The sequence below is a fragment of the Streptomyces sp. NPDC019890 genome, from assembly GCF_044903445.1.
Taxonomy (GTDB): Bacteria; Actinomycetota; Actinomycetes; order Streptomycetales; family Streptomycetaceae; genus Streptomyces.
In genome coordinates this window covers 118,313-142,663 of the sequence record NZ_JBJDQK010000012.1, presented here as the reverse complement: position 1 = coordinate 142,663, position 24,351 = coordinate 118,313, and the positions used below count along the sequence as shown (strand labels likewise).

Below are 24,351 nucleotides of genomic sequence, written 5' to 3'. Positions count from 1 at the left end.
CCCGCAGGATGCTGTCTCATCAGGGGACAAAAACGGGGAGGGCCGGTCATGCCGGAAATGAGCGTGGAGCCGTACCGGGAGATCACTTTCGACAAGGACGGCGACGTCAACGTCGCGCAGCGGGACCGGCTGGCGGAGCTGGACGTCACCGATCTCGTGATGTTCGCTCACGGGTGGAACAGCTCGCCCACCATCGCCAACCGGCTGTATTCGGCCTTCTTCGCACCCTTCCCGGGCCTGCTGGCCAACGCTCCTGGCGTCCGGCTCGGGTATGCCGGCGTCGTCTGGCCGTCCATGAAGTTCGCGGACGAGCCAATTCCGGACTTCACGCCGTCCGCCGTCGCTCCCATGGCGGCTTCCGGTCTTGACAAGGCAACGCAGGACGCGCTGGTCGAGCTGTTCCCCGGGCATGACGAGACGGTACGGCGGCTGGCCCAGCTGCTCGACGCACAGCCGGAGTCGGAGGCGGCGTTCGCGGAGTTCGGCGCGCTCGCACGGCGGTTGACCGAGGTACCGGCCGGCGGTCTTGAGGCCAGCTTCTCGGACGATCTGCCGCACGACGAGCAGAGCCCGCCGGCCGTGCTGTTCGAGGATGCGCTCACGATGTGCCGCCGCTTCACGCTGGCGCTGGAGGAGACCGGCGAGATGACGGACAAGGAGATGGCCAACGCGTCCTTCTCCCTCCCCGGCGGTCTCAAGAAGGCGTGGAAGGGCGCGAAGGAGCTGCTGCGGCAGACGACGTACTACGCGATGAAGCGGCGGTCCGGGACGGTCGGCGAACTGGGGCTCGGCCCGCTGCTCGGGCAGCTGGCCCGGTCGTCCCCCGATGTGCGGGTGCATCTGGTCGGGCACAGCCAGGGGGCGCGGCTGGTCTCCTTCGCGCTGCGCGGGCTGCCCGACGGCGTACGGAACGTGAAGTCGGTGACGCTCCTTCAAGGGGCGTTCTCCCACTATGCGTTCGCCTCGAGCCTGCCCCATGCGACGCACAGCGGCGGCGTCCTGCGCACGATGGAACACCGGGTCGACGGCCCGGTGGTGGCCTGCTATTCGCGGCACGACAGCGCGCTCGGGGTGATCTACCCGCTGGCGTCCAGCCTGGCCGGGGACGACAGGAGCGCACTCGGGCTCGACAAGCGGTGGTGGGCGATGGGGCACGACGGCATCCAGGCCGTCAGACCGCTGGCGCAGCTGACCCTGGAGGAGGCCCTGCGGCGGGGGGTTCCGGCCTCGGGCTGTGTCAGCGTGGACGCGGCGTCGGTGGTGAAGCGCGGCGGGCCGCCGACCGGTGCGCACAACGACATCTGCCACGAGGAGCTGGCCCGGGTGGTGCTCGCCGCGGGCCGCATCGGACGCTGATGGGTTCAACGCCCGTGCGGCCCGAGGTGGTTGACGGCTAGCGGTGTGAGGGGAACTCCACCACCTGCTGATAGGTGGGGCGGTTCTGCCAGCTGACCGCCGGGTGGGTGATGCCGCCGAGCGCACGGTGGATGATCGAGTCCGCGCACCACTGCTCGCCCGCCTTGCAGTTGCCGTCGGCGGGATAGACCTCGGTCGCCGGCTTGGCCGTGGCCTGCTTCAGCGCGGCCAGGAGCGCGTCACGGCAGGCGGCCAGGTCGCCGTTGCCGCAGTATGTCTGCGCCAGGGGGCCCTGGACCGGCTGTCGGAGTACCTGGCGCAGATCCTTGTCGGCGAAGGCCCACCAGCCGTTCTGGAAGGCGGAGCCGCTGTGCCCGCCGGTCGGGCGGTGGCTCGCGGCCGGGGACTCGTCGACCGGAAGGTTCCCGGCGAGCGCACGGTAGAGGTCGTCGCCGAGCCCGGGTCTGAACTCGGCCTCGATCAGCAGCGGCCACCAGGCGTCCATGAGGCGCACGGCGTCCGGGTGGGTGTAGTCGTGCGAGCCGGGCGAGGTCTCCCTGCGCGGCGAACCCGCGACCCGCCAGGACTCCAACTGCTGGATGGCGGTGTTCAGCTGGGGGTCGGTGACAGGCCCCGAGCGCAGCACCGCCAGCAGCTCGGGCAGCAGCTGCTCCCCGCGCAGATCGGTGACGGCGGCCTCCGCCATCGCCCGGGTGAGCGAGGCGCGGGTCACCCCGCCGTTGGCGACGAGCTTTGCCACCCGGCCGTTGAGCAGATCGCCGCGGTGCACGGCTCCGAAGCCGAAGCCCGCGGTGGCGTACCCCTTGGCCTGCCGGTTGTTCCAGGAGATGTAGTAGTCCTGGCCGATGGACTGCGGATGCTGGGCGAAGGACGTGTAGGTGGCGGTGTTGTTCGCCGGGTCGAAGCCCTGCCACTCGTACTGCCGCTCCGCCGTGATGGGCAGCGCGGGGTCGGTGGCGGGCGACCGCGCCGGGTTCATGCCGCTGTTGAAGTAGGCGGCGGTGCGGGAGTCGGCGTAGAACCAGTTGAAGGCATAGTCGATGTTGTGAGCGGCCTGCTGGAACGATGCGGCGTCGGTCACGAACGACGGGTCGTTGAGCATCTGGAAGCCGATGATCGAGTCGGCCTCGTGGCGGTAGGTGGTGCGCAGCGAGGTGTACGCGACGGGCTTGCCGCCGATCTTGGCGCGGTGGGTGACGATGCCGTAGTTGGTGCGCCAGACCTGCATCCGGTAGGAGCCGGCCGCGGTGGAGTCGGCCACCGTCGGCTTCCAGGCGTTGCGCTTCTCCAGCTTCTCCATCGGGGCGCAGACGCCCCGGTAGAGGTAGTGGACGTCGTCCTGGCAGAGCTCGACCGCGTAGGTGTCGGTGATGTCCTGGGCGGAGGAGGTGGCGGACCAGGCGTAGTCCTGGCCGCGGCCCATCTGGACGTACATGCCGACTCCGGCGAAGGAGACACCGCGGGCGGAGATGCCGGGGCCCTGGAGCTCTTGGAGCATCATCAACTGTGGCGCGAAATAGCCGGTTTGAGGGCCGAATACGGCGACGGGGTGGCCGCTCGCGGTGCTCTTGCCGGAGACGAGGAGCGCGTTGGACATACCGCGCCTGCCGCCGATCGAGCCGGGCGCGATGACCCCGTCGTCGAACATGCCCTGGGCGGGCTTGAGCGTTGCCGGGGCCCGCAGCGGGGACTTGGTATTGCTGCCCGCCGAGCCGGTCCTGTCGTACACGAGCTGTTCGGGGACGACCGATCCGGCGTCGGGCAGTGCGGTGCCACGAGGGTTCGCGGGCTTGTTGGCGAACGGGAAGCTGGAGCCGTCGTGCAGGGTGAGCACGGCCTCGGGATCCTCGCGCTGCCGGAAGGACTCCCAGACCCTGGTGCCTTCCACCAGGCCGTACTTCTGCTGGGCGGCGAGCAGGGAGAGCGCGGCCTGCACCTCACCGCCGCCACCACCGCCGAACTGGCCACCGACGACGGACGCGATGGCGATCAGGTCGGAGAGCGTGAAGGGCTGTATCTCCCCGACGTTGGTGATCGAGTCGATGTGCCCGGTGAGGACGTACTCGCCGGGGAAGTAGCGCCCGTTCTTGGACTGCACGCGGTAGGTGTTGATGCCGTCGACATACGCCTGCGCATCCGCCATGGCCTGCTCGCCGCGCGCACCCTCGGTGGTCCGGATGCGCTCGATCTGCGCCTGGTAGTCGGCTTCGGTGTACGGGGCCGAGGGCCAGAACTGCTGCTCCAGGCCCTGGTTGGCGAGCGCGCCGCCGGCGAAGGGAGTGAGCTCGCCACGGCCGATGTGCCGGAAGAGGTCCATCATCCACAGGCGGTCCTGGCCCGCGGCGAATCCGGCTCCGAACTCCGTTCCGTAGCGGGTGGTGCCCTTGATGTGGGGGACGCCGTTCTTCTTGTCGCGGGTGATCGTGACGTCGGGGCGCGGTGTGGTGACGGACTCGACCTGGCCGTCGGGAACACCGAACGAGGAGTCGTTGAAGAAGTCGTTGAGCTTGGCGTCGGTGAGTCCGCCGTAGCCCCCGACCAGGGAGTCGTAGCGGCCGAGCTGGTCGGAGCTGTGGCCGGGACGGGTGCCGAAGACCTTGTGGGCGAGGATGTCGGCGAGGGTCGCGTTGCCGTTCTGCCCCGGCGGCAGGATGTCGGCGCACTGCCCCTTGCAGAGGTCGCCGTCGGCTGCGGCTGCGGTGGGGGCCGCGGTATCGGCGGAGGCCGCGGCCTGTGGCAAGGGAGCCGGCAGACCGGCGGAGAGCGCGAACACCGCGGCGGCGGTGGCAGTTGTGAGTCTTCCGGTGCGTCGTCGCATGGATACTCCTCGGGGAGACCGATGCGCCGGAGGTTACCGACGGTATGACTCGCGAGTAAGGTGAACATGCGTCACCTTTTCCGTATCACCACACGAGGCGTGCCAGGCACCGCTCCCCGGGGACCGTGGCGCGCGACGAGCCCGTCGCCAACCGGCCTGCGTTCAGGGCGGGATGGGGCGGACTGCATCGCGGGGGACGTTCTGCTGATGGCCGCCATCGGATATCCGATGGATTCGATGGAGCCGGATGGGGGACTCGTACGTCCATTCTTCGACGCCCAAGTACCAGCGACGGAGGTGGCAGTGCGATGGCCGGTTTCCGGAGTCTTGCGAGACAGGTGCGCGATGTGCGGTGTGACCTGGCGCTTCGGCGCTACTCACTGCGCAAGTGCCTGGAGCGTTTTGCCCCTTATGGGCACCGGGCGACCTGGGATCATCTGTGCGCGAGGCACAGCATCGAACCCGAGGACCGGGCGCCCGATCCGGCGCGGCTGGTGGCCGCGCTCGAGGAGTTGGAGAAGGCGCGGGCCGTCTGGCTCGCGTACGAGGAGAGTTTCGCGGACCGCCGCAAACGGGAGAAGCATGATGGGCTGCGGCGGCCGGCAACGATCGACGACTGGCACCGGCGAACCTGGGGCGGGAACGGGGTCGCGCGCTGCGACAGGCCGGCGGCCCACCCCTCGGCCCCGCTCGACGAGGTGCTGCGGCGACTGATATCCGCGCTGGAGACGGAACCCGGCACGGGGTGCCCGGTGTGCGGGGGGACGCACATTGTGTGGCGACAGGATCTGGCGAACGAGCCGTGGTTCGGGCCGGTCTGCACGGGCTGCGGCATTGTGGTGCCGCAGCCCGTGCTGACGTCCGAGGCCGTGGCGGCGGCGAAGCGGGCGGGGCGCAAGGAACTGGCGTCGGTGGCCTGAGGCTCTTCTCTCGCCCCTGCGCCCTGGTCCTCAATCGCCGGACCGCCCGGCGATTGAGGACGGGCGTGCGTTGTCAGTGGTGGCTGGCACCATCGAAGGCATGATCCAGGTCTGTCTGAACGGGCCCCGTTCGGCGGGCGACGGCGCTGCCGTGCCGCTGTCCCCCGGGGCGATGGCCGAGTCCGCGGCCGGGGCTGTCGCGGCCGGCGCCGCCGAGGTGCATGTGCACCCCAAGACGCCGTGCGGCGCCGACACCCTGTCGCCGCGCGCCGTGGCGGAGGTGGTCACGGCGATACGGGCGGTGGTGGACGTCCCCGTCGGCGTGACCACGGGCGCCTGGGCCGAGCCCGATCCCGGGCGGCGGGTGGAGCGCGTCCGCGCCTGGACGGTGCTGCCCGACCACGCCTCGGTCAACTGGCACGAGCCGGGCGCGGAGTTGGTCGCGGCAGCTCTGCTGGAGCGCGGGGTCGGCGTGGAGGCGGGCCTGTGGTCCGGCACGGACGGGCCGCGCCGCTTTCTGGCCTCCCCACTGGCCCCGCGTGTCCTGCGGGTGCTCGCCGAGGTGATGGACACCGCCCCGGCCACGGCCGAGGAGTCGGCGCGCTCGCTCCTTGCCGAACTGGGCCCGGCCCATGGCATATCCGTACTGCTGCACGGCGAGGACGGCGGCGCATGGCCGGTGTTGGGACTCGCACGGCGGCTGGGGCTGGACACACGGGTGGGTCTGGAGGACGTGCTGGTACTGCCCGACGGGCAGCCGGCCCTGTCCAACGCGCAACTGGTGCGCGCCGCCCGGGACGGCGCCGATATTCAGTGGCCCGCACCCGGCCGCCGCCCGCAGAGTGGTACCGGAAATCCGTAATCGAGGAGACGCCGATGTCCACGCTGCGTGTCACCGCAGAACTGCTGACCGTGCATGAGCACCCGAACGCCGACGCGCTCGAACTGGCCCAGGTGGGCCTGTATCGCGCGGTCGTCGCCAAGGGCGCCTACCGCAGTGGTGACGCCGCCGTGTACATCCCGGAACAGGCCGTGCTCCCGGCCGAGTTGATCGAGGAGCTGGGTCTGACCGGGCGGCTGGCCGGAAGAGCCTCCGACCGGGTCAAGGCGGTGCGGCTCCGCGGTGAACTGTCGCAGGGCATCGTCTGCCGGCCGCGGGCGCTCGCGGACATCGATCTGGCGCAGGCGGCCGTCGCCGGCACGGACTTCGCGGAGCTGCTCTCGATCACCAAGTGGTCGCCACCGATCCCGCCGACGATGGACGGGGAGGTGGAGCGGGCGCCCGATCTGCTGCCATGGGTCGACATCGAGAACATTCAGCGCTACCCGGAGATTTTCGAGTCGGGTGAGCCGGTGGTGCTGACCGAGAAGCTGCACGGCTCGGCCTGCCTGATGACGTACAGCGCCGCGGACGGCGGCAGAGTGCAGGTGTCGTCGAAGGGATTCGGCGCGAAGGGCCTTGCGCTCAAGGAGGACCCGCGCAATCTGTACTGGCGCGCGGTGCTCGGCCATGACGTCCCGGCGGTCGCGGCGCGGCTGGCCGAGAAGCTGGGGGCAAGCCGGGTCGGCATCTTCGCCGAGGTGTACGGCGCGGGGGTGCAGGACTTGGGTTATGGGGCCAACGCCCGCTCCGAGGCGCTGGGTTACGCCGTGTTCGACGTCTCCGCGGAGATCGACGGCCAGGTCCGCCAGCTGGACCCGGTGGAGCTGCTGGAAGGTGAACTGCCGCTGGTGCCACGGCTGTTCGAGGGCCCGTACGACATCGAGAAGGTGCTGGAGCTGGCGAGCGGCCGGGAGACGGTGTCGGGGCGCGAGCTGCATCTGCGCGAGGGCGTCGTGATCCGCCCGTCCACCGAGCGCTACAGCCCGGTGGTGGGCGGCCGGGCGATAGCGAAGGCGGTCAGCCCGGCGTATCTGACCCGCAAGGGCGGCACGGAGTACGAGTAGACCGGCGCCGGTCAGGACCGGTAGCGGAGGTGGGCCCGTCACGGGGGTGCGGGCCCACCTCCGCTTTTCGCGCCCGGCGGCCGGGTACGCCTGATATGCCCTTCGGGCGTGCCCTCAATCTTCGGACGGGCCGAAATTCTCCTCCGGCGGCTGAGGAGCGGAATCCCGCGCGCGTCAGGCGTCGGCCTTGGGCGCGCTGCGGCGTCCCGGGAGAAGGCGGGAGCCCGTCATTCGTTCGCCGAAGATGTCGTCCGGGTTGGACAGGACACAGGTCTCCAGCGAGAGGCAGCCGCAGCCGATGCAGTCCGTGAGGTGGTCGCGGAGCCGGCCGAGTTGGTTGATCCGCTCGTCCAGTTCCTTGCGCCACGCCTGCGACAGCCGCGCCCAGTCGTCCCGGTCGGGCGTGCGCTCCTCGGGCAGTTCCGCGAGGGCCTCCCTGATCGTAACGAGCGGGATGCCGACGCGCTGGGCCGCACGCACAAAGGCGACGCGGCGCAGCGCGTCCCTTCCGTAGCGGCGCTGGTTGCCGCTGGTCCGGCGGCTGCTGATCAGGCCCTTGGACTCGTAGAAGTGCAGGGCGGACACCGCAGCGCCGCTGCGCGCGGACAGCTGGCCGACCGTGAGCTCGTGAATCTTCTCGGGAATCTGTGGCACTCCTCGGAGCCTACTGGTCGTCCGTTGACAGGACCGTGTCCGTCCACTCATGCTGAGCAAGCGCTTAGACAACAGAGAGGCAGGGACCAGGGACATGGCTGAGCCGAGGATCTTCACCTCCGCCGACGAGCTGCGCGCCGGCGTCGGCGAGCAACTGGGACACAGCGACTGGCTGGAGATCGAGCAGAAGCGGATCGACCTCTTCGCCGACGCCACCGGTGACCACCAGTGGATCCACATCGACCCGGAACGCGCGGCGAGCGGCCCCTTCGGCACCACGATCGCGCACGGCTATCTCACGCTGTCGCTGCTGCCGACCTTCGTCCCGCAGGTGCTGCGCGTCGAGGGCATGAAGATGGGCATCAACTACGGCGCCAACAAGGTCCGCTTCCCCTCCCCCGTACCGGTGGGGTCGCGGCTGCGCGCGACCGCCGTACTGCAGAGCGTGGAGGAGGCGGGCGGCGGTGTGCAGGTGACCGCCCTCGTCACGGTCGAGCGCGAGGGCGGCGACAAGCCCGTCTGCGTGGCCGAGTCGGTGTCCCGCTACTTCTTCTGAGCACCGACCATGCGCAGGACGAGGTCGGCGTAGAGCGCGCCGACCTCGTCGGGCGTCCGGCGTCCCCTGGTGTTGAACCAGCGCGCCACGTCGATGCAGAGCGACAGCACCGCAACCGTGGTGCCGGGAATGTCCGGGACGTCGAACTCCCCCGACTCCACGCCGTCGCGCAGAATCCCGCGCACGATGGCGTCGCTCCGGCGGCGCAGCTCGATGATCTCCGTACGGTGGTCGTCGGAGAGTGCGTCGATCTCGTACTGCACCACATGGGCGGTGTCGTGCCGCCCGGCGTGCCAGCGTACGAACGAGCTCACCGCGTCGGCGAGCCGCTCGGAGGGGGTGCCTTCGGCGTCGGCCGCCGCCGAAAGGATCTCCAGGGCCTTGTCGTGCCCGATCCGGCTGATCCGGTGGAGCAGCTCTTCCTTGGTCTTGTAGTGGATGTAGAGCGCGGCGGGGCTCATCCCCGCGCGGCCCGCGATGTCCCGGGTCGTCGTCGCGTGGTAGCCGCGCTCGGCGAAGGCCTCGACGGCGGCAACGAGCAGCTTCCGTGCGGCCTCGGGCGTGACCTCACCCCACGGCATGTCCTCGTCGGCCGTGTCCTCCGCCGTACTCATCGCTCGCCCCTTCCGTTCATCGGAAGGCACACCATACCCCGACGGTGAGCAAGCGCTTAGAGGCTTAGAGCTTCTGGAAGGGGTCGTGCTCGGCGAGCAGCTTCTCCATTCTGGCCTGGTCCACGCGGCTGACGATCTGCCCGGCCTCCTGGCGGTCCCTGATCACCTTGGCCAGGGTGAACGCCGATGTCGTGAGATAGAGGACGGCGATGGCGAGGAAGCTGCGCACCCAGGCGTTGGCGTCGAGGTAGAGAATGCCGAGGCCGACGGCGGCGAGCGCGACGGCGAAGGAGGCCACGGCCTGTCCGTAGAAGGCTGCGGTGCTTTGCTGCTTGACCGGTGTCTCACTCATACGGGCAAGGATCGGCGGCTGTGGCCCGCGCCACATCCGCTCCCGTACTCACCTGTGTACTCAGGTCGGCCGCGGCCGGAAGAGCCGGGGGCCAGGGGGTGTCTAGAAGGCGGAGACTCCGGTCAGCGCGCGGCCGATGATCAGTTTCTGGATCTGGCTGGTGCCTTCGTAGAGGGTCATCACCCGGGCGTCGCGCAGCAGTTTGCCGACCGGGTACTCGTCGATGTAGCCGTAGCCGCCGAAGACCTGCAGGGCATTGTTGGCCGCGCGCACCGCGGCCTCGGAGGCGAAGAGCTTGGCCTGGGACGCGGCGGTGGCGAACTCCTCACCGCGGTCGACGAGGTCGGCGACCCGCCAGGTCAGCAGCCTGGCTGCCGCAACATCCACCGAGATGTCGCTGATCAGCTCCTGGACCAGCTGGTACGAGGCGATCGACTTGCCGAACTGCTCGCGCTCGCCCGCGTATCCGACGGCCGCGTCGAGCGCGGCCTGCGCGATCCCGACACAGCCCGCCGCGACCGACATCCGCCCCTTGGCGAGTGCGGACATGGCGATGGAGAAGCCCTTGCCCTCCGGGCCCAGCAGGGCGGCGGCCGGCACCCGCACATCCGCGAGCACCAGCTCGGCGGTGGCCTGGCCGCGCAGGCCGAGCTTTCCGTGGATGGTGCGACGGGTCAGACCGGGGGTGTCGGCGGGCACCAGAAAGGCGGAGACGCCGCGGTGTCCGGGCGTGTCGTCGGTACGGGCGAAGAGGAGCACCACATCGGCCCAGGTGCCGTTGGTGATGAACATCTTGGAGCCGTTGATGACGTAGTCGTCGCCGTCCCGTACGGCCCTGGTCGTCAGGTTTCCGGCGTCGGACCCGGTGCCCGGCTCGGTGAGCCCGAAGCAGCCGAGCGCCTCCCCGGCGGTGAGCCGCGGCAGCCACTGGCGCTTCTGCTCCTCGTCGCCCCAGGCGGCGATCGTCTTGGTGACCAGGCCGAGCGATACGGACACGATGCCGCGCACCGACGAGTCGCCGCGTCCGAGCTCCTCGGTGGCCAGGCAGTACGCCAGATGGCTGCCGCCGCTGCCGCCGTACTCCTCGTCGATCGTGAGCCCGAGGAAGCCCAGCGAGCCCAGCTTCTTCACGATCGACCGGTCGACGCTCTCGGCGCGGTCCCACTCGACGACATGCGGGGTGATCTCACGGTCGACGAAGTCCTTGGCCAGCTGCCGGACGGCTGTCTGCTCCTCGTCGAGTTCCAGATTCATCTGTCCACCCCCACTTTTAACTACCACTGCTAGTTTCTTGTCGGCAGGCCTACTATGTGCCGCATGGCCCGACCGCGCAAGCCCCTGCTCAGCAGAGAACGCATCGTCAAGACGGCGAGTGCGCTCGTGGACGCGGAGGGCCTCGACGCCGTCTCCACCCGTCGGCTGGCCGCCGAACTCGGTGTCAGCGGGCCGTCCCTCTACAACCACTTCCGCAACAAGGACGAGATCCTCGACGCCGTCGCCGACACGGTCAGCGCCCAGGTCGACCTGTCGATGTTCGACGAGGACGACGGCCGCGACTGGCGTACCGCGCTGCACGACTGGGCCGTCTCCTACCGGGCGGCCCTGACCGCCCACCCGAACACCGTCCCGGTCCTCGCCCGCGGCCCCGGCCGCCGCCCGGCCGGTCTCAAGGTGGCCGACGCCGTCTTCGGCGCGATGGTCCGCGCGGGCTGGCCACCGGCCCAGGCGACCCATATCGGCGCCCTGATGCGGTACTTCATCACCGGCTCGGCGCTGGGCTCCTTCGCCCGGGGCTTCGTCGACGACGAGACGGCGTACGACCCGGCCGACTATCCGCACCTCGGTCAGGCGCATCTGCTCGCCGAGCGGCAGCAGAAGGTGGACGAGGGCGCGTTCGAGACGGGGCTGCGGGCGCTCATCGACGGTCTGACCGTCCAGTACGAGATGATCGGCCGCTGACGCGGGCTCCCGAATATTGCGGTGAGAGCCGAAGGGCCGAGGCCGTACGGTCGCCCCATGACGAATTCCTCCGCCTCCGCCCGCCGAACACAGTGGCCCGCTCTGGCCGCCGCGGGCGTCACCGTCGTGCTGTGGGCCTCCGCCTTTGTGTCCATCCGCAGCGCCGGTGCGGCGTACTCCCCCGGAGCGCTCGCCCTCGGGCGGCTGCTCGCCGGGTCTCTCGCGCTCGGCTGCGTCCTGCTGGTCCGGCGCGAGCGGCTGCCGCCGCGCGCCGCATGGCCGGGGATCGCCATATCCGGGCTGCTCTGGTTCGGGGTCTACATGGTGGTCCTCAACTGGGGCGAGCAGGAGGTCGACGCGGGCACCGCGGCGATGGTCGTGAACATCGGCCCGATCCTCATCGCGCTGCTCGGCGCGCGGGTGCTGGGCGAGGCGCTGCCACCGCGGCTGCTGACCGGGATGGCGGTGTCGTTCGCGGGAGCCGTGACCGTGGGTCTGTCGATGTCGGGCGAGGGCAGTGCCTCCACGCTCGGCGTGCTGCTGTGCCTGCTGGCGGCGGTGGGGTATGCGGGCGGGGTGGTGGGCCAGAAGCCCGCGCTGGCGCATGCCAGCGCTCTGCAGGTGACCACGTTCGGCTGTCTGGTCGGGGCGGTTGCCTGTATGCCGTTCGTCGTGCAGTTGGTCTCCGAGGCACAGCGTGCACCGCTGTCGGCCACACTCAACATGGTCTACCTGGGCGTGTTCCCCACCGCGCTCGCCTTCACGACCTGGGCGTACGCGCTGGCGCGTACGACGGCAGGACGGATGGGCGCGACGACCTATGCCGTGCCGGCTCTCGTGGTGCTGATGTCGTGGCTGGCGCTGGACGAGGTGCCGGGCGGGCTGACGCTGGCGGGCGGTGCCTTGTGTCTGGCCGGGGTCGCCGTTTCGCGCTCCCGGGCCAGGCGACCGGCCCCGCCCGCCGACGCCGTCCCACGGCCGAGCAGGGCCGGACGTCGTCAGGGCTGACGGGCACTCTCCCTCAGCCGGGCCAGCGTGAGCAGGCCGCCCTCCTCGCGCAGCCGGGTCGTCGCGGTCCGCTCCGGATAGCAGCGCATGAACATATTGGTGAAGTGGGTGCCGTAGTGCAGCCGGTTCTCCCCGTCCGGCGCGCCCGCGGGATCGGCGCCCCGCGCGTCCTTCAGCGGTTCCACCCAGGCATTGAAGTGGGGCTCGTGGAAGTACGCCATGGCGTACCGCTCACGGTCGGCCAGCCGCACCTTGTGCGGGGTCGAGAGCAGTCGGCCGCCGGTGAGGAGCTGAAGGATGTCGCCGGGGAAGACGGTCAGGGTGCCGGGGACGGGGGCGACGAAGGTCCAGGGCTCCTCGTTCTCGTACATTCCGGCGCTGCTCTCGTGCTCCAGCCAGTTCCGGTTGCGGTGCTCGCCCGGCACCGGCGGGCGGATCCAGAGCCCGCCGACCTCGTCCTGCGCGGCGATGACCAGCAGTCCGTAGTCGGTGTGGGCACCGATCCCCCGGCTGCTCTCGCTGGACTCGGCGGGGAAGCGCAGTACGCGCATATGGTGCCAGCCGTCGTCGGTGAGGTCGGTCAGCGCGGCGGGGTCGTCGAGTCCCAGGCCGAGCGCGGTGAGCCTGAGCAACGTCTCCCCCAGTGAGCCCAGTCCGGCCATGAAGGCCTGCATGGACCACTGGTACGCGTCGTCCGGCCAGGGCACCGGGCCGTGGCAGGGCCAGCCGGAAACGGCCCGGGCGTCGGCCGGCGGGACGTCCTTGCAGACGGTGAAGATCTCCGAGTAGTCGGCCTCGCCCGCGGTGACCTCCTCGCCGGAGGCTATGTAGCCGCTGTAGCTGGCAGAGCTGATGTGGCGGGCCTTGTCGCGCAGCGGTCTCGCGAAGAACGTCCTGCTCGCCTCGAAGGCCCAGTCCGTGATCTGCTGCTGGGCCGGGTCGGTGGCGACGTAGAAGATGCCGTGGGTGCGCCACGCCTCCACCATCGCGACGCCGAGCGCACGGTCGGCGGGGGATGCGGTGACGGAGTCGGGTAATGCGAAGACGGGCAGGTCGGCCATCGCGGTTGTCGGTCCTCTCGCTCGTGAGTGGATGCGGCCGCCCCGCGGGGGAAGGCGGGACGGCCGCACACAGGGGTCTCACGGGCGAGAGACGGAACCGGCTCAATCCAGTGCGTCGGCCTTTGCTACAGCCGTCGCTTCGGCCTCGGCATCGGCATCGGTGGTGGCCTCAGCGTTGGCATCCACGCCCTCGGCCTGCGCGGAATCCCGGGCTGCCGCGCGCGCCGCCAGGATCCTGATCGACACGAGAGCGATGACGGCGAGGCCGATGATGTAGCCGGAGACGGCCATCGAGGTGCCGGTCGCCTCCAGGAGCAGGACCATCACGAACGGCGCGAGTCCGCCGCCGAAGACCGCCGCGATCTGGTAGCCCAGCGAGGCCCCGGTGTAACGCATCTCGGCGGTGAAGAGCTCGGCGAAGAGCGCGGCCTGCGGCCCGTACATGATGCTCAGGAAACAGCTGGTGACGAAGGTGCCGACGGCCAGCCAGAGCAGCGACTTGGTGTCGATCAGCAGGAACATGGGGATCGCCCAGACGAGCAGGCCGACCGCGCCCGCGGCGTAGATGCGCAGCCGTCCGATGCGGTCGGAGAGGGCCGCGGACGCCGGTATCAGCACCAGCTGGGTGATGCTGATGCAGAGCGAGACGGTGAGCACGGCGCCGCGCTTCATGTCGAGCTCGCGCGTCGCGTAGTCGAGCACGCCGGTGATGATGATGTAGAAGGTCGCGGTGTTCACCGCGAAGGAGCCGCCGGCCAGGAAGACCGTGCCGAGGTGCTCGCGCAGGATCGTACGGAGCGGCGAGGGGGCTTCGCTTTTCTCCTGTGCGGCCAGGGCCTGTTCGGCCTTGCGGAACTCGGGGGTCTCCTCGACGCGGTTGTGGATGTACCAGGCGAGGGCGAGAACGAGGAAGCCGACGAAGAAGGGGACGCGCCAGCCCCAGGCGGCGAAGGTGGTGTCGTTGGTGACGGCCCCGGCGATCAGGAAGACGGTGTTGGCGCTCACCACGCCGATGGGGACGCCGAGTTGTACGAGGCTGCCGTAGAGCCCGCGCTTGCCCTCGGGGGCGTACTCGGTGGCCATCAGCATCGCGCCGCCCCACTGGGCGCCGACCGCGATGCCCTGGACGACGCGGAAGAGCACCAGCAGCACCGGGGCGGCGATGCCGATGGTCTCGTAGGTGGGGAGGAGACCGATTCCGGTGGTGGCGAGGCCCATCAGGGTCAGCGCGAGGACCAGCATCGGCTTGCGGCCGTGCTTGTCGCCGAGCTGGCCGGCGATGACGCCGCCGATGGGGCGGGCGAGGAAGCCGACCGCGAAGGTGGCGAAGGCGGCGAGTACACCGGCGGACGAGCTGCCGGAGGGGAAGTAGAGCTTGCCGAGGACGAGGGCGGCGGCGATGCCGAAGACGAAGTAGTCGTACCACTCGACGGCGGAGGCGAGGGCGGCGGCGGTGGCGACGCGTCGGCGGTGGGTGTCGGGGGACTGAGCGGGGGTGTCCATACGTGCACACTCCGGTGGGTGCGGGGACGAGGAGTGCGGGGACCGTACCGACCGGGCGGTATGGCGTCAATGGTTTGCGCAAGCGGTGGGATTTTCCCCTGCCCGCCGCTGGCCGAACTGGGGGCCCGCCCCCAGACCTGCCCCCCTACGCCCTGCGGGCGTGGGGGGACCCCCAGCGCCTCAAACGCCGGCGGGGCTGGTTTCCGGGGCTCCGCCCCGAACCCCGGACGCCCGCTGAAGGTCCCCCGTAGGGGGCGTGTCCTCAATCTCCCCCAGACTTCGTCCGGGGGGACCCCAGACAGGCTTGAATTCCGCCGGTCGGCCTGAATGTTCGGGCCGACCGGCGGGAAATTCAGCCCCGGCGAGGTCTGGGGCGGAGCCCCGGTTCACGGAAGGGGCGGAGCCCCGAGAAGCCTCCGCGGATTAGAAGACCACCAGCGCCCTTCCGCCCTTGCCCGCCAGCATGTTGTCGAACGCCGCCGGGATCCCGTCCAGCCCGATCCGCTCCGTCACCAGACCGCTCAGGTCCAGGCGTCCCGCTCGCACATGCTCGGCGAGAACCGGCAGGTCACGCGCCGGGTCGCTGTTGCCGTAGACGCAGCCCGAAAGCGTGCGGCCCCAGTGGAAGATCTCCAGCGCGTTAAAGCTGACCTGCTGATCCTTGCCGCCGATGCCGACGACCGTGGTGCGGCCGCCACGGCGGGTCGACTCCCAGGCCGTACGGATCGTGGCGGCCCGGCCGACGCACTCGATCGCCACGTCCGCGCCCTGGCCGCCGGTGAGCCCCCGGATCTCCTTCGCGGTGGTGTCGGAGGCGATGACGTATTCGGTCGCACCCGCCCGCCGCGCCAGGGCCTCCTTCTCCGCGGACACATCGACGGCGATGACCGTCGACGCGCCCGCGATCCGGGCGGACTGGAGGGTGGCGAGGCCGACCCCGCCGACGCCGAAGACGACGACCGACTCGCCCTCGCGGACCCGGGCGGAGTGGTGGATCGCGCCGTACCCGGTGAGTACCGCGCAGCCCAGCAGGGCGGCGTCGGTGAGCGGGATGCCGTCCGGGACCGGGAGGACGCAGTTCGCGGCGACGTCGGTCTCCTGTGCGAAGGCCGCGACGTTCAGGCCGGGGTGCAGCTCGGCGCCGTCCGCGGTGCGGGCATACACGCTCGCCGCGCCCGCGAGGGCGCCCGCGCACAGCCACACCTCACCGATCCGGCAGTGGTGACAACTCCCGCAGGACGGCGCCCAGTTGAGGACGACACCGTCTCCGGGGGCGACATGGGTGACGCCGTCGCCGACCGCGACGACGGTGCCCGCGCCCTCGTGGCCGAGGACGCACGGTGTGGGCACCCGCATGGTGCCGTTGGACAGGGACAGATCGGAGTGGCAGACCCCGGCGGCGGCGAGGCGGACCCTGACCCGGCCGGGGCCGGTCTCGGGCAGTTCGATGTCGGTGATCTCCAGCGGAGAGCCGACGGCGGGCAGTACGGCGGCGCGGACCATGATGCGTCAGGCTCCCGAATCAGAACTGGAGGGACTTGGTCTGGAGGTACTCGGAGAGGCCGTGCGGGCCGAGCTCGCGGCCGACGCCCGACTGCTTGTAACCGCCGAACGGGGCAAGGGGATTGAAGCGGCCGCCGTTGATGTCGACCTGTCCGGTGTCCATCCGGCGGGCGAAGGCGACGGCCTCCGCGTCGTCGCCCGCCCAGACCGCGCCCGCAAGGCCGTAGACGGTGCCGTTGGCGATACGGACCGCGTCGTCCTCGTCCTCGTACTTCAGCATGCCGACGACCGGCCCGAAGATCTCCTCCTGCGCGATAGTCATCTCCGGCGTGACGTCGGCGAAGACGGTGGGGCTGACGTAGTAGCCCGTCTCCCGTGGAGCGTCCGGGCCGCCGGCGACCAGGCGGGCGCCCTCGGCGACGCCCTTCTCGATATAGCCGCGTACGCGCTGCTGCTGCTTGGCGTTGACCAGCGGGCCGACCCGCTCGCCCGGCACATACTTGGCGACCGCGGCGGCGGCGAGCGCCACCGCTTCCTCGTACTGGTCCTTGTGGACCAGCATCCGGGTCCATGCGCTGCATGTCTGGCCGGAGTTGGACATGACGTTGGCGATGCCGACGCTGACGGCCTTGGCCAGGTCGGCGCTCGGCAGGATGACATTGGCGGACTTGCCGCCGAGCTCCAGGGCGACCCGCTTGACGGCAGCGCCCGCGGTCGCGCCGATCTGCCTGCCGACCGCGGTCGAGCCGGTGAAGGAGACCAGGTCCACGCCTTCGTGGGCGGCGAGAGCCTGTCCGGCGACCGGGCCGAGGCCCGTCAACAGGTTGAAGACGCCGGCGGGCAGTCCGGCCTCGTCGACGGCCTCGGCGAAGAGCTGGGCGGTCAGCGGGGTGTCCTCGGCGGGCTTGAGGACGACGGTGCAGCCCGCAGCGAGCGCGGGGGCCACCTTGGCCACGATCTGGTGCAGGGGATAGTTCCAGGGCGTGATCGCACCGACCACACCGACCGGCTCCAGCAGCACGGTCGAGTTGCCGATCTTCTCCTCGAAGGAGTACGAGGCGGCCAGTTCCGCGTACGAGCCCGCGACCAGGACCGGCAGACCGGCGTGGACCGTCTGCGCCAGCGCGGGCGGCGCGCCGAGCTCCGCGGTGACGGTCTCGGCGATCTCGTCCTGGCGGGCCGCGAGCACATCGCGCAGGGCCCCGATCCTTGCCGCCCGCTCGGCGGGCGGGGTGGCGGCCCAGGCGGGGAACGCCGCACGGGCCGCCCGCACGGCGGCGTCGACGTCCTCCTCCGTACCGGCCGGGACATGGGCGATGACCTGCTCGTCGGCCGGGTTCACCACCGCGATCGCGTCGGGTCCGGCGGCGGGTCGCCACTGGCCGCCGATATACATCCCGTCGTGAGCCTTCATGGCACTCCTCCAGAGCCTGCGGTAGTCGTCCACCCCCAAACTAGCGGTGTTAGTTTTTGGACGCCAGGTGCCCTTGGAGCGTAACGAGAGTCCTCAGGCGTCCAGCCCGGGGAGGTCGGTGGGAGCCGGGCAGATTCTGCGGCCGTGGTGGTCGAAGACATACAGATGAGCGAGGTCCACGAGAAGCGGCACCTGGGCACCCGTACGCAGCCGTACATCGGGTCCCGTCCGCACCACCAGATCGCTCGCGGCCACGGACGGACGCTCCGTGGCGATCGTCCCCGCCCGCGGCTCCGGGTCGTCCAGTGCCACCACGGGCCCCGACACATGGGCGACGGCGCGCTCCCTCAGCCGGGCCAGCACGCTCGGGCCGCTTCGGCTGCGGCGCCGGCGCACCGAGGCCGCCGGCCGCGGCGACTCGAGATCGGCGACCACGGCGGGCTGCGAGCCGGTGTTGAAGTGCACCAGCGCCTCGTGCCCCTGGTACTCCATGTGCTCGACGATCCCGGTCAGCGCGACCTCGCCCGGGCGGGCCTGGCTGGGCGGGGCGATCCGGGTGGACTCGGAGCGCAGGCCGACAATGATCTGCCGGCCCTGCTGGATGCGGAGCAACTGATGGTCGGGGCTGAGCGGTTCGGGCAGCGGCAGCCGCTGTTTACCGAGGTCGATCGACATCCGGCCGTCCAGCGGCGCATAGACGACCGCCTGCAGCAGATTGATGCGCGGCGTGCCGATGAAGGCGGCGACAAAGACGTTCTGGGGCAGTGCGTAGGTCTCGCGCGGAGTGCTCACCTGCTGGAGCACGCCGCCGCGCATCACCGCGACCCGGTCACCGAGTGACATCGCCTCTGCCTGGTCGTGCGTGACATAGACGGTGGTGACCCCCAACTCGGTGGTGAGCTGGGAGATTTCGGCCCGCAGGTGGTTGCGCAGCTTGGCGTCGAGATTGGAGAGCGGCTCGTCCATCAGAAAGACGGAGGGCTTGCGGGAGATGGCCCGGCCCATCGCCACCCGCTGGCGCTCGCCGCCGGAGAGCTGGCTGGGATAGCGGTCCAGGACGTCCTCGATGCCGAGCATCCGCGCGGTGGCCTCGACCTGCGGCCGGCAGTCCAGGCGCGGGTTCTCGAGACGCAGCGGAAAACTGATGTTCTCGCGGTTGGTCATGCTCGGGTAGAGCGCGAAGTTCTGGAACACCATGGCCATCTCCCGCTCACGGGGCGGGATGTGGTTGGCGTACTCGCCGTCGAGCAGCAGCTCCCCCTCGGTGATGTCCTCGAGGCCGGCGATCATGCGCAGCACGGTCGACTTGCCGCAGCCGGAGGGGCCGAGCAGCACCACGAACTCCCCCGGTTCGATGTCGAGGGAGAACCGGTCGACGGCGCGATTGGTTCTTTCGTACCTCTTGCTGACGCTGCGCAGAGAGATGGCGCGACTCATGGATTTCCCCCGGTGCAGGAGGGGCAGGCTGGGACGCCTGAAACTAGCCGACTACTCCCGGTCAGGGAATGATTCGCGCGAAGGTTCGTGGTGGGCTTTTTGTACGGAGCCGTCCGCCGTCGGCGGGCGTCGCCGCTCTCCCGGCCCGGCGGCGCGGACTGCTTTCTCCTGCGGCCGCGTTGGCTTCCGGGCGGTCAGCCCTGCCGCCATCAGCAGCGGAACGCCCGGGAGGGCGAAGGGCGCCGCCGTGCCCGCGATGCCCGCGACCAGCCCGGCGCAGGCGGGGGCGGCGAGCTGCCCGAGGCGATTTCCGGTCAGCCTCAGGGCGAGCGCGGTTGACCGCGCCTGGGCAGGGGCAGCCTGTAAGGCCGTGGTCATCGACAGCGGCTGCCCGGCTCCCGGGCAGAAGCCGAGTACGGCGAGCACCACGGCCGGCGCCCGGACCGGGACGCAGGAGACGGCCGGCCGGCGCCATCGTCACCGCCTCCTGCGCGAAGCCGAAGGCGATGACGAGGCGCAGCAGCCGGCCGCGTGCCGGGGCAGTGGCCTCAGATGATGCCGAAGAGGATTCCGGCCCCGAGCACCACCAGCGAGGTGAGCGCTGCCCATTTGACGGTGAACCTGGTGTGGTCGCCGAACTCGACCTTGGCCATGCCGACGAGGACGTACACGGCTGGCACCAGCGGGCTCGACATGTGCAGCGCCTGGCCGACGAGGGAGGCGCGGGCGATCTCCAGCGAGGAGACACCGTGGGCGGCACCGGCCTCGGCGAGGACCGGCAGGACGCCGAAGTAGAAGCCGTCGTTCGACATGAAGTAGGTGAGCGGCAGGCTCAGCACGCCGGTGACGAGGGCCATGTGCGGGCCCATGCCCTCGGGGACGGCTCCGACGAGCCAGTCCGCCATGTGCTTGACCATGCCGGTGCCGGTGAGGACGCCGGTGAAGACGGCGGCCGCGAAGACCATACCGGTGACGTTGAGTACGTTGTCTGCGTGGGCGGCGATCCGCGCCTTCTGGTCGGCGACCTTGGGGAAGTTGACCGTGAGGGCGAGGGCCGCGCCGAGCAGGAAGAGCACCGGGATGGGCAGCCACTCCATGATCATCGCCGTGAGCAGGGCGACGGTGAGGCCCGCGTTGAACCAGTACAGCTTGGGACGCAGCGTGGCACGGTTCGGGTCGAGGCCCTTGAAGCCCTCCTCCTCCGGGGTGCCGGGGGCGTCGTCGGCCGAGCCGGTGGCTGCCTTGTGCTCCTCGGGGCCGCCGCCACCCGCCGCGACCAGCACGGTCTCGGTGGCGGTCTCGGACTCGGTCTCCAGCACCTCGTCGAGCGTGAGCACGCCGAGGCGCTTGCGCTCGCGGCGGCCCAGTACGTAGGCGAGGACGAAGACGAAGAGCAGTCCGACGGCGAGCGCGGGGATCATCGGGACGAAGATGTCGGCCGCGTCGAGCTTGAGGGCGGCGGCGGCGCGGGCGGTGGGGCCGCCCCAGGGCAGGGTGTTCATCACGCCGTTCGCCGTGGCGGCGACTCCGGTCATCACGACCAGGCTCATCTTGAGGCGCTTGTAGAGCGGATACATCGCCGCGACGGTGATCATGAAGGTGGTGGAGCCGTCACCGTCCAGCGAGACGATCGCGGCGAGCACCGCCGTACCGACCACGACACGCACCGGATCCGCCTTGCAGAAGCGCAGAATGCCGCGGACGATCGGGTCGAACAGCCCCACATCGATCATCACGCCGAAGTAGACGATCGCGAACATCAGCATCGCCGCGGTGGGGGCGAGCTTGCCGACCCCTTCGACGACGTAGTCGCCGAGGTGCGCGCCTTCTCCGACGAATACGCAGAAGAGGGCGGGGATGAGGACCAGTGCCGCGATGGGCGACATCTTCTTCATCATGATCAGGACCAAGAAGGTCGCAATCATGGCAAAGCCGAGGATTGTCAGCATTGGGGATACCTAACGTTCATCCTTGAACTCCCACCGGGGCGGCGGTTTCGATGACGTTAGGTGCCGTCAATTGCCGTTAACAAGATGTTGACGTGTGAGCAATACGAGCAAAACCCCAGGTCATCGCACCGGTGATAGTTCAACGGGGAAGCCGTTGAGCACGGCGGTGCCAGACAGCGGGTCGAGCCGTGAGCCGTCGAGCAGCTGATTGACGTTCACCCCGGGCCGCGCTGCTGCCACCGACATCCGGATTCCCGGGCGGCTGTGTCCCCAGCCGTGCGGCAGGCTCACCACTCCGGCCCGTACCGCGTCGGTGATCTCCACCGGGGCTTCGACCTGGCCACCGTCCGCGCTGATACGGGCAGGGGCGCCGTCCACGAGTCCCAGCCGGGCGGCGTCGGCAGGGTGGATCTGGAGGGTGCAGCGGTTGGAGCCGCCGTTGAGCGTGGCGACGTTGTGCATCCAGCTGTTGTTGGAGCGCAGATGGCGGCGGCCGACAAGGACGAGAGTGGTGGCCCGCTCGGCCAGCGCGCGCCGCAGTCTGGGCAGATCGGCGGCGATCGGGGCGGGCAGCAGTTCGATGCGTCCGCTGCGGGTCTTGAGGATCTGCGGAATGCGTGGCTGGAGCGGGCCGAGGTCGACGCCGTGCGGGTTCTCCAGGAGCTTGTCCAGGGTGAGGTCGTACGGGCCGAGGCGCAGCATCATGTCGAGTCGCCGTTCGGGTCCGGTGCGGCCGGTGAGTTGCTCGGCGAGCTCCTTGGGAGCCCCCTCCTTGGCGAGGGTGTTCTCGATGACCATGTCGTCGACGGTGCTCGGCTCCGCGCCGTGCATCCCGCCCACGGCGAGCACCAGACGGGCCTGGATCTCGCACTCGCCCATCCGCCCCTCCTCCAGGGGGACGACCGCCGGGGTGTAGCGGGCCTGGTTGCGAACGGCGAAGGCGTTGAACGCGAAGTCGAAGTGGGAGCTCTGGGACGGCGGAGGCGGAGGCAGGATCACATCCGCGTGCCGGGACGTCTCATTGAGATACGGATCGACGCTGACCATGAAGTCGAGCCCGGCCAGCGCGCGGTCGAGGCGGTCGCCGTCGGGGGCGGAGAGCACGGGGTTGGCGGCAATGGAGATGACCGCGCGGATGCGGCCGTCGCCGGGGGTGTCGATCTCCTCGGCCAGCGCGGCCATGGGCAGTTCGCCCTTGGCCTCGGGGTGTCCGCTGACCCTGCTCGTCCAGCGGCCGAGCACGAAGCCCTTGCCGGGGGCGGCGGGGCGGGGAGCGCGATCGGTGGCGGAGAGCGGGAAGAGCGCGCCGCCGGGGCGGTCGAGATTGCCGGTGATCACATTGAGCACGTCCACCAGCCAGTTGGTGAGGGTGCCGTACTCGACGGTGGAGCTGCCGACGCGGCCGTAGACGGCGGCGGTGGGCGCGGCGGCGAGCTCGCGGGCGATCGTACGGATCTCCTCGGCGTCCATGTCACAGGCGGCGGCGACCGCCTCCGGCGTGAACTCCCGTACCGCTTCGCCGACTTCGGCCACCTGCTCGACATGCGCTTCGAGCGCTCCGAGGTCGGTGAGCTTCTCCTCGAAGAGGACGTTGGCGATCGCGGCGAGCAGCAGTGCGTCTGTCCCGGGCCGGATGGCGACATGCCGGTCGGCCAGCTGCGCGGTACGGGTACGGCGCGGGTCGACCACGGTCAGCGTGCCGCCGCGCCTCCGCAGCGCCTTGAGCTTGCCGGGGAAGTCGGCGGCGGTGCACAGGCTGCCGTTGGATTCGAGGGGGTTGGCGCCGAGCAGCAGCAGATGGTCGGTGTTGTCCAGATCGGGGACGGGGATGGCGACGGCGCTGCCGAAGAGGAGCCCGCTGGAGACGTGCTTGGGCATCTGGTCCAGGGTGCTGGCCGTGAAGAGATTGCGGGTGCGCAGCAGGGTGAGCAGAACGGGCGGGTAGAGCGCGCCGGCCATGGTGTGGACGTTCGGATTGCCGAGGACGACACCGACGGCGTTCGGCCCGTGCTCCTCGATCAGCGGCCGGATCCGGGCCGCGATCACGTCGAAGGCCTCGTCCCAGCCGGCCTCCCGGAGCTGCCCGTCCTTGCGGACGAGGGGGGTGCGCAGCCGGTCCGGATCGGCGTCGAGCTCCCCGAAGGACGCGCCCTTGGGGCAGATGAAGCCCCGACTGAACACGTCCTCGCGGTCGCCGCGAGCCCCGGTGACGCGGCTGCCCTCGATGGTGAGGGTCAGCCCGCAGGTGGCCTCGCAGAGGGGGCAGATCCGGAGGGCGGTGCGGGCGGGGGCTGTGCTGGGCATGGGCCCTCCCTGGGGCGACGGCGATACGGCCGAGCATACCGACCGGTATGCAGGGAGGGGAGGGGTCGGCGGGTTCGGGTTGCCCGCGGCTGCGCGGGCTGCGGTGGTGCGGGCTGCCTGCGGCCTGTTCCCCTTCCCTTGACTGGGGCTCCGCGCCTCAAACGCCGGCGGGGCTGAACTTTCAGCCCGTCCGGCGATTGAGGACACTAGGAGGGCGGGGTGGGGAACAGGCCCCCGCCGGAACAGCCCGCGCAGCTTCGCGGCGCCGACTCTGGGGGCTGCACCCCCAAGCCCCCCGAACGCGACCTTCGGCCGCGTGTCCTCAATCGCCGGACGGGCTTGAAACGTCCAGGACCCCCGCCAGATACGCCCGCAGCAGCCCCCGCGTCTCCCCCACAATCTCCTCGTCCCCCGTCGGCTCCACCCGGAACGCCAGTTGCAGCAGCGCGTCCGCCGCCTCGACGGAGATCAGGATCGCCCGGCGCAGCTCCGCGTCCGCCGGGCGGTCGAGATGCGCCGCGAGCAGCTCGGCCAGCCGGTCGGCGACCAGGTGGTTCGCACCCGCCGCCGGCGCGCCCACCGGGATCCGGTGGCCGAAGTCGATCAGCGCGAATCCGGGGACCGTCCGCTTCATCGCCAGGTACTCGTCCAGTACCGCATCGAGCACACCCCGCCAGTCCCCGGCCGGAAGCCCGCCGAGACGGCCGCCGATGCGCTCGGCGTACGTGTCCAGATTCCGCTGGGCCAGTGCGCCGGCCAGCGCACGCTTGTTGCCGAAGAAGCGGTAGACCGAGCCGATGGGGACGCCCGCTCTCGCGGCCACCGCGCGGGTGGACAGCGCCTCGTATCCGGTCTCGTCGAGCAGTTCGGCGCAGGCGTCCAGTATCCGGGCGAGCCGCTCGGCGCTGCGCCGCTGCACGGGCGTACGGCGGAGATGGGCTTGGGACACGCGCTCCATCATGGCGGCTCGATGCC

The 24,351-nt window shown here is 70.5% G+C and carries 20 protein-coding genes and 1 pseudogene; 7 read left to right on the top strand and 14 right to left on the bottom strand.

Translation table 11 applies throughout. From position 1 onward, the window contains the following. The first annotated feature begins 57 nt into the window (after positions 1-57). The gene (locus tag ACI2LP_RS28390; protein WP_404727419.1) at positions 58-1,356 is read left to right on the top strand and encodes a serine-threonine protein kinase; all 1,299 of its coding nucleotides are present in this window, start codon (positions 58-60) and stop codon (positions 1,354-1,356) included. Positions 1,357-1,393: 37 nt separating this feature from the next. On the opposite strand, the gene ACI2LP_RS28385 is transcribed toward ACI2LP_RS28390, so the two are convergent. Further along, positions 1,394-4,195, bottom strand: coding sequence for a penicillin acylase family protein (locus ACI2LP_RS28385; RefSeq protein WP_404727362.1), 2,802 nt, complete (start codon positions 4,193-4,195; stop codon positions 1,394-1,396). A gap of 308 nt (positions 4,196-4,503) precedes the next feature. Here ACI2LP_RS28385 and ACI2LP_RS28380 point away from each other — a divergent pair, with 308 nt between their 5' ends. From ACI2LP_RS28380 to ACI2LP_RS28370, 3 genes are all read left to right on the top strand, one after another. Beyond that, positions 4,504-5,115 carry a hypothetical protein gene (locus tag ACI2LP_RS28380; RefSeq protein ID WP_404727361.1) on the top strand — a complete coding sequence of 204 codons (612 nt, stop codon included), beginning with the start codon at positions 4,504-4,506 and terminating at the stop codon, positions 5,113-5,115. A gap of 100 nt (positions 5,116-5,215) precedes the next feature. Then, the gene (locus tag ACI2LP_RS28375) at positions 5,216-5,977 is read left to right on the top strand and encodes a 3-keto-5-aminohexanoate cleavage protein (RefSeq protein ID WP_404727418.1); all 762 of its coding nucleotides are present in this window, start codon (positions 5,216-5,218) and stop codon (positions 5,975-5,977) included. Positions 5,978-5,991: 14 nt separating this feature from the next. Beyond that, on the top strand, positions 5,992-7,062 hold the full coding sequence (locus ACI2LP_RS28370) for an RNA ligase (ATP) (RefSeq protein WP_404727360.1): 1,071 nt from the start codon (positions 5,992-5,994) through the stop codon (positions 7,060-7,062). A 174-nt stretch (positions 7,063-7,236) separates the two neighbouring features. Here the strand turns inward: ACI2LP_RS28370 and soxR are convergent, their stop codons facing one another. Beyond that, a complete protein-coding gene (gene soxR, locus ACI2LP_RS28365; protein WP_404727359.1) occupies positions 7,237-7,716 on the bottom strand; it encodes a redox-sensitive transcriptional activator SoxR in 480 nt (159 codons plus the stop codon). Between the two features lie 94 nt (positions 7,717-7,810). Between soxR and ACI2LP_RS28360 the strand changes: the two genes are divergently transcribed. After that, a complete protein-coding gene (locus ACI2LP_RS28360) occupies positions 7,811-8,272 on the top strand; it encodes a MaoC family dehydratase (protein WP_404727358.1) in 462 nt (153 codons plus the stop codon). Here the strand turns inward: ACI2LP_RS28360 and ACI2LP_RS28355 are convergent. The 3 genes from ACI2LP_RS28355 to ACI2LP_RS28345 all read right to left on the bottom strand — a co-directional run bounded on the left by ACI2LP_RS28355 (position 8,260) and on the right by ACI2LP_RS28345 (position 10,492). Next, positions 8,260-8,886: a TetR/AcrR family transcriptional regulator gene (locus ACI2LP_RS28355; RefSeq protein ID WP_404727357.1), complete on the bottom strand. Its 627-nt coding sequence runs from the start codon at positions 8,884-8,886 to the stop codon at positions 8,260-8,262. The two genes, ACI2LP_RS28360 and ACI2LP_RS28355, sit on opposite strands and share 13 nt — an antisense overlap. Positions 8,887-8,950: 64 nt before the next feature. After that, positions 8,951-9,238, bottom strand: coding sequence for a YiaA/YiaB family inner membrane protein (locus ACI2LP_RS28350; RefSeq protein WP_404727356.1), 288 nt, complete (start codon positions 9,236-9,238; stop codon positions 8,951-8,953). 102 nt (positions 9,239-9,340) lie between these two features. Beyond that, positions 9,341-10,492 (bottom strand): acyl-CoA dehydrogenase family protein, encoded by a 1,152-nt coding sequence (locus ACI2LP_RS28345; RefSeq protein ID WP_404727355.1) that lies wholly within the window; start codon positions 10,490-10,492, stop codon positions 9,341-9,343. A gap of 63 nt (positions 10,493-10,555) precedes the next feature. Between ACI2LP_RS28345 and ACI2LP_RS28340 the strand changes: the two genes are divergently transcribed. Both ACI2LP_RS28340 and ACI2LP_RS28335 read left to right on the top strand, forming a co-directional pair. Beyond that, positions 10,556-11,197, top strand: coding sequence for a TetR/AcrR family transcriptional regulator (locus ACI2LP_RS28340; protein WP_404727354.1), 642 nt, complete (start codon positions 10,556-10,558; stop codon positions 11,195-11,197). 57 nt (positions 11,198-11,254) lie between these two features. Then, positions 11,255-12,205, top strand: coding sequence for a DMT family transporter (locus tag ACI2LP_RS28335; protein ID WP_404727353.1), 951 nt, complete (start codon positions 11,255-11,257; stop codon positions 12,203-12,205). Here ACI2LP_RS28335 and ACI2LP_RS28330 read toward each other — a convergent pair. From ACI2LP_RS28330 to ACI2LP_RS28290, 9 genes and pseudogenes are all read right to left on the bottom strand, one after another. Beyond that, complete coding sequence (locus tag ACI2LP_RS28330; protein ID WP_404727352.1) at positions 12,196-13,266, bottom strand: isopenicillin N synthase family dioxygenase; 1,071 nt, start codon at positions 13,264-13,266, stop codon at positions 12,196-12,198. The genes ACI2LP_RS28335 and ACI2LP_RS28330 overlap by 10 nt on opposite strands. Positions 13,267-13,368: 102 nt before the next feature. After that, positions 13,369-14,769: an MFS transporter gene (locus tag ACI2LP_RS28325; protein ID WP_404727351.1), complete on the bottom strand. Its 1,401-nt coding sequence runs from the start codon at positions 14,767-14,769 to the stop codon at positions 13,369-13,371. Positions 14,770-15,192: 423 nt separating this feature from the next. After that, positions 15,193-16,272, bottom strand: coding sequence for a zinc-binding dehydrogenase (locus ACI2LP_RS28320; protein WP_404727350.1), 1,080 nt, complete (start codon positions 16,270-16,272; stop codon positions 15,193-15,195). 19 nt (positions 16,273-16,291) lie between these two features. Continuing rightward, positions 16,292-17,686, bottom strand: coding sequence for an aldehyde dehydrogenase family protein (locus ACI2LP_RS28315; RefSeq protein WP_404727349.1), 1,395 nt, complete (start codon positions 17,684-17,686; stop codon positions 16,292-16,294). Positions 17,687-17,779: 93 nt separating this feature from the next. Further along, positions 17,780-19,123 (bottom strand): ABC transporter ATP-binding protein, encoded by a 1,344-nt coding sequence (locus ACI2LP_RS28310; RefSeq protein WP_404727348.1) that lies wholly within the window; start codon positions 19,121-19,123, stop codon positions 17,780-17,782. A 51-nt stretch (positions 19,124-19,174) separates the two neighbouring features. Next, positions 19,175-19,573, bottom strand: a pseudogene (locus ACI2LP_RS28305) (MFS transporter); the annotation flags it as partial. Positions 19,574-19,671: 98 nt separating this feature from the next. Continuing rightward, complete coding sequence (locus ACI2LP_RS28300) at positions 19,672-21,072, bottom strand: CitMHS family transporter (RefSeq protein WP_404727347.1); 1,401 nt, start codon at positions 21,070-21,072, stop codon at positions 19,672-19,674. A 120-nt stretch (positions 21,073-21,192) separates the two neighbouring features. Next, positions 21,193-23,376, bottom strand: coding sequence for a molybdopterin oxidoreductase family protein (locus ACI2LP_RS28295; protein ID WP_404727346.1), 2,184 nt, complete (start codon positions 23,374-23,376; stop codon positions 21,193-21,195). A 322-nt stretch (positions 23,377-23,698) separates the two neighbouring features. Continuing rightward, a complete protein-coding gene (locus ACI2LP_RS28290; protein ID WP_404727417.1) occupies positions 23,699-24,334 on the bottom strand; it encodes a TetR family transcriptional regulator in 636 nt (211 codons plus the stop codon). Positions 24,335-24,351 lie beyond the last annotated feature (17 nt).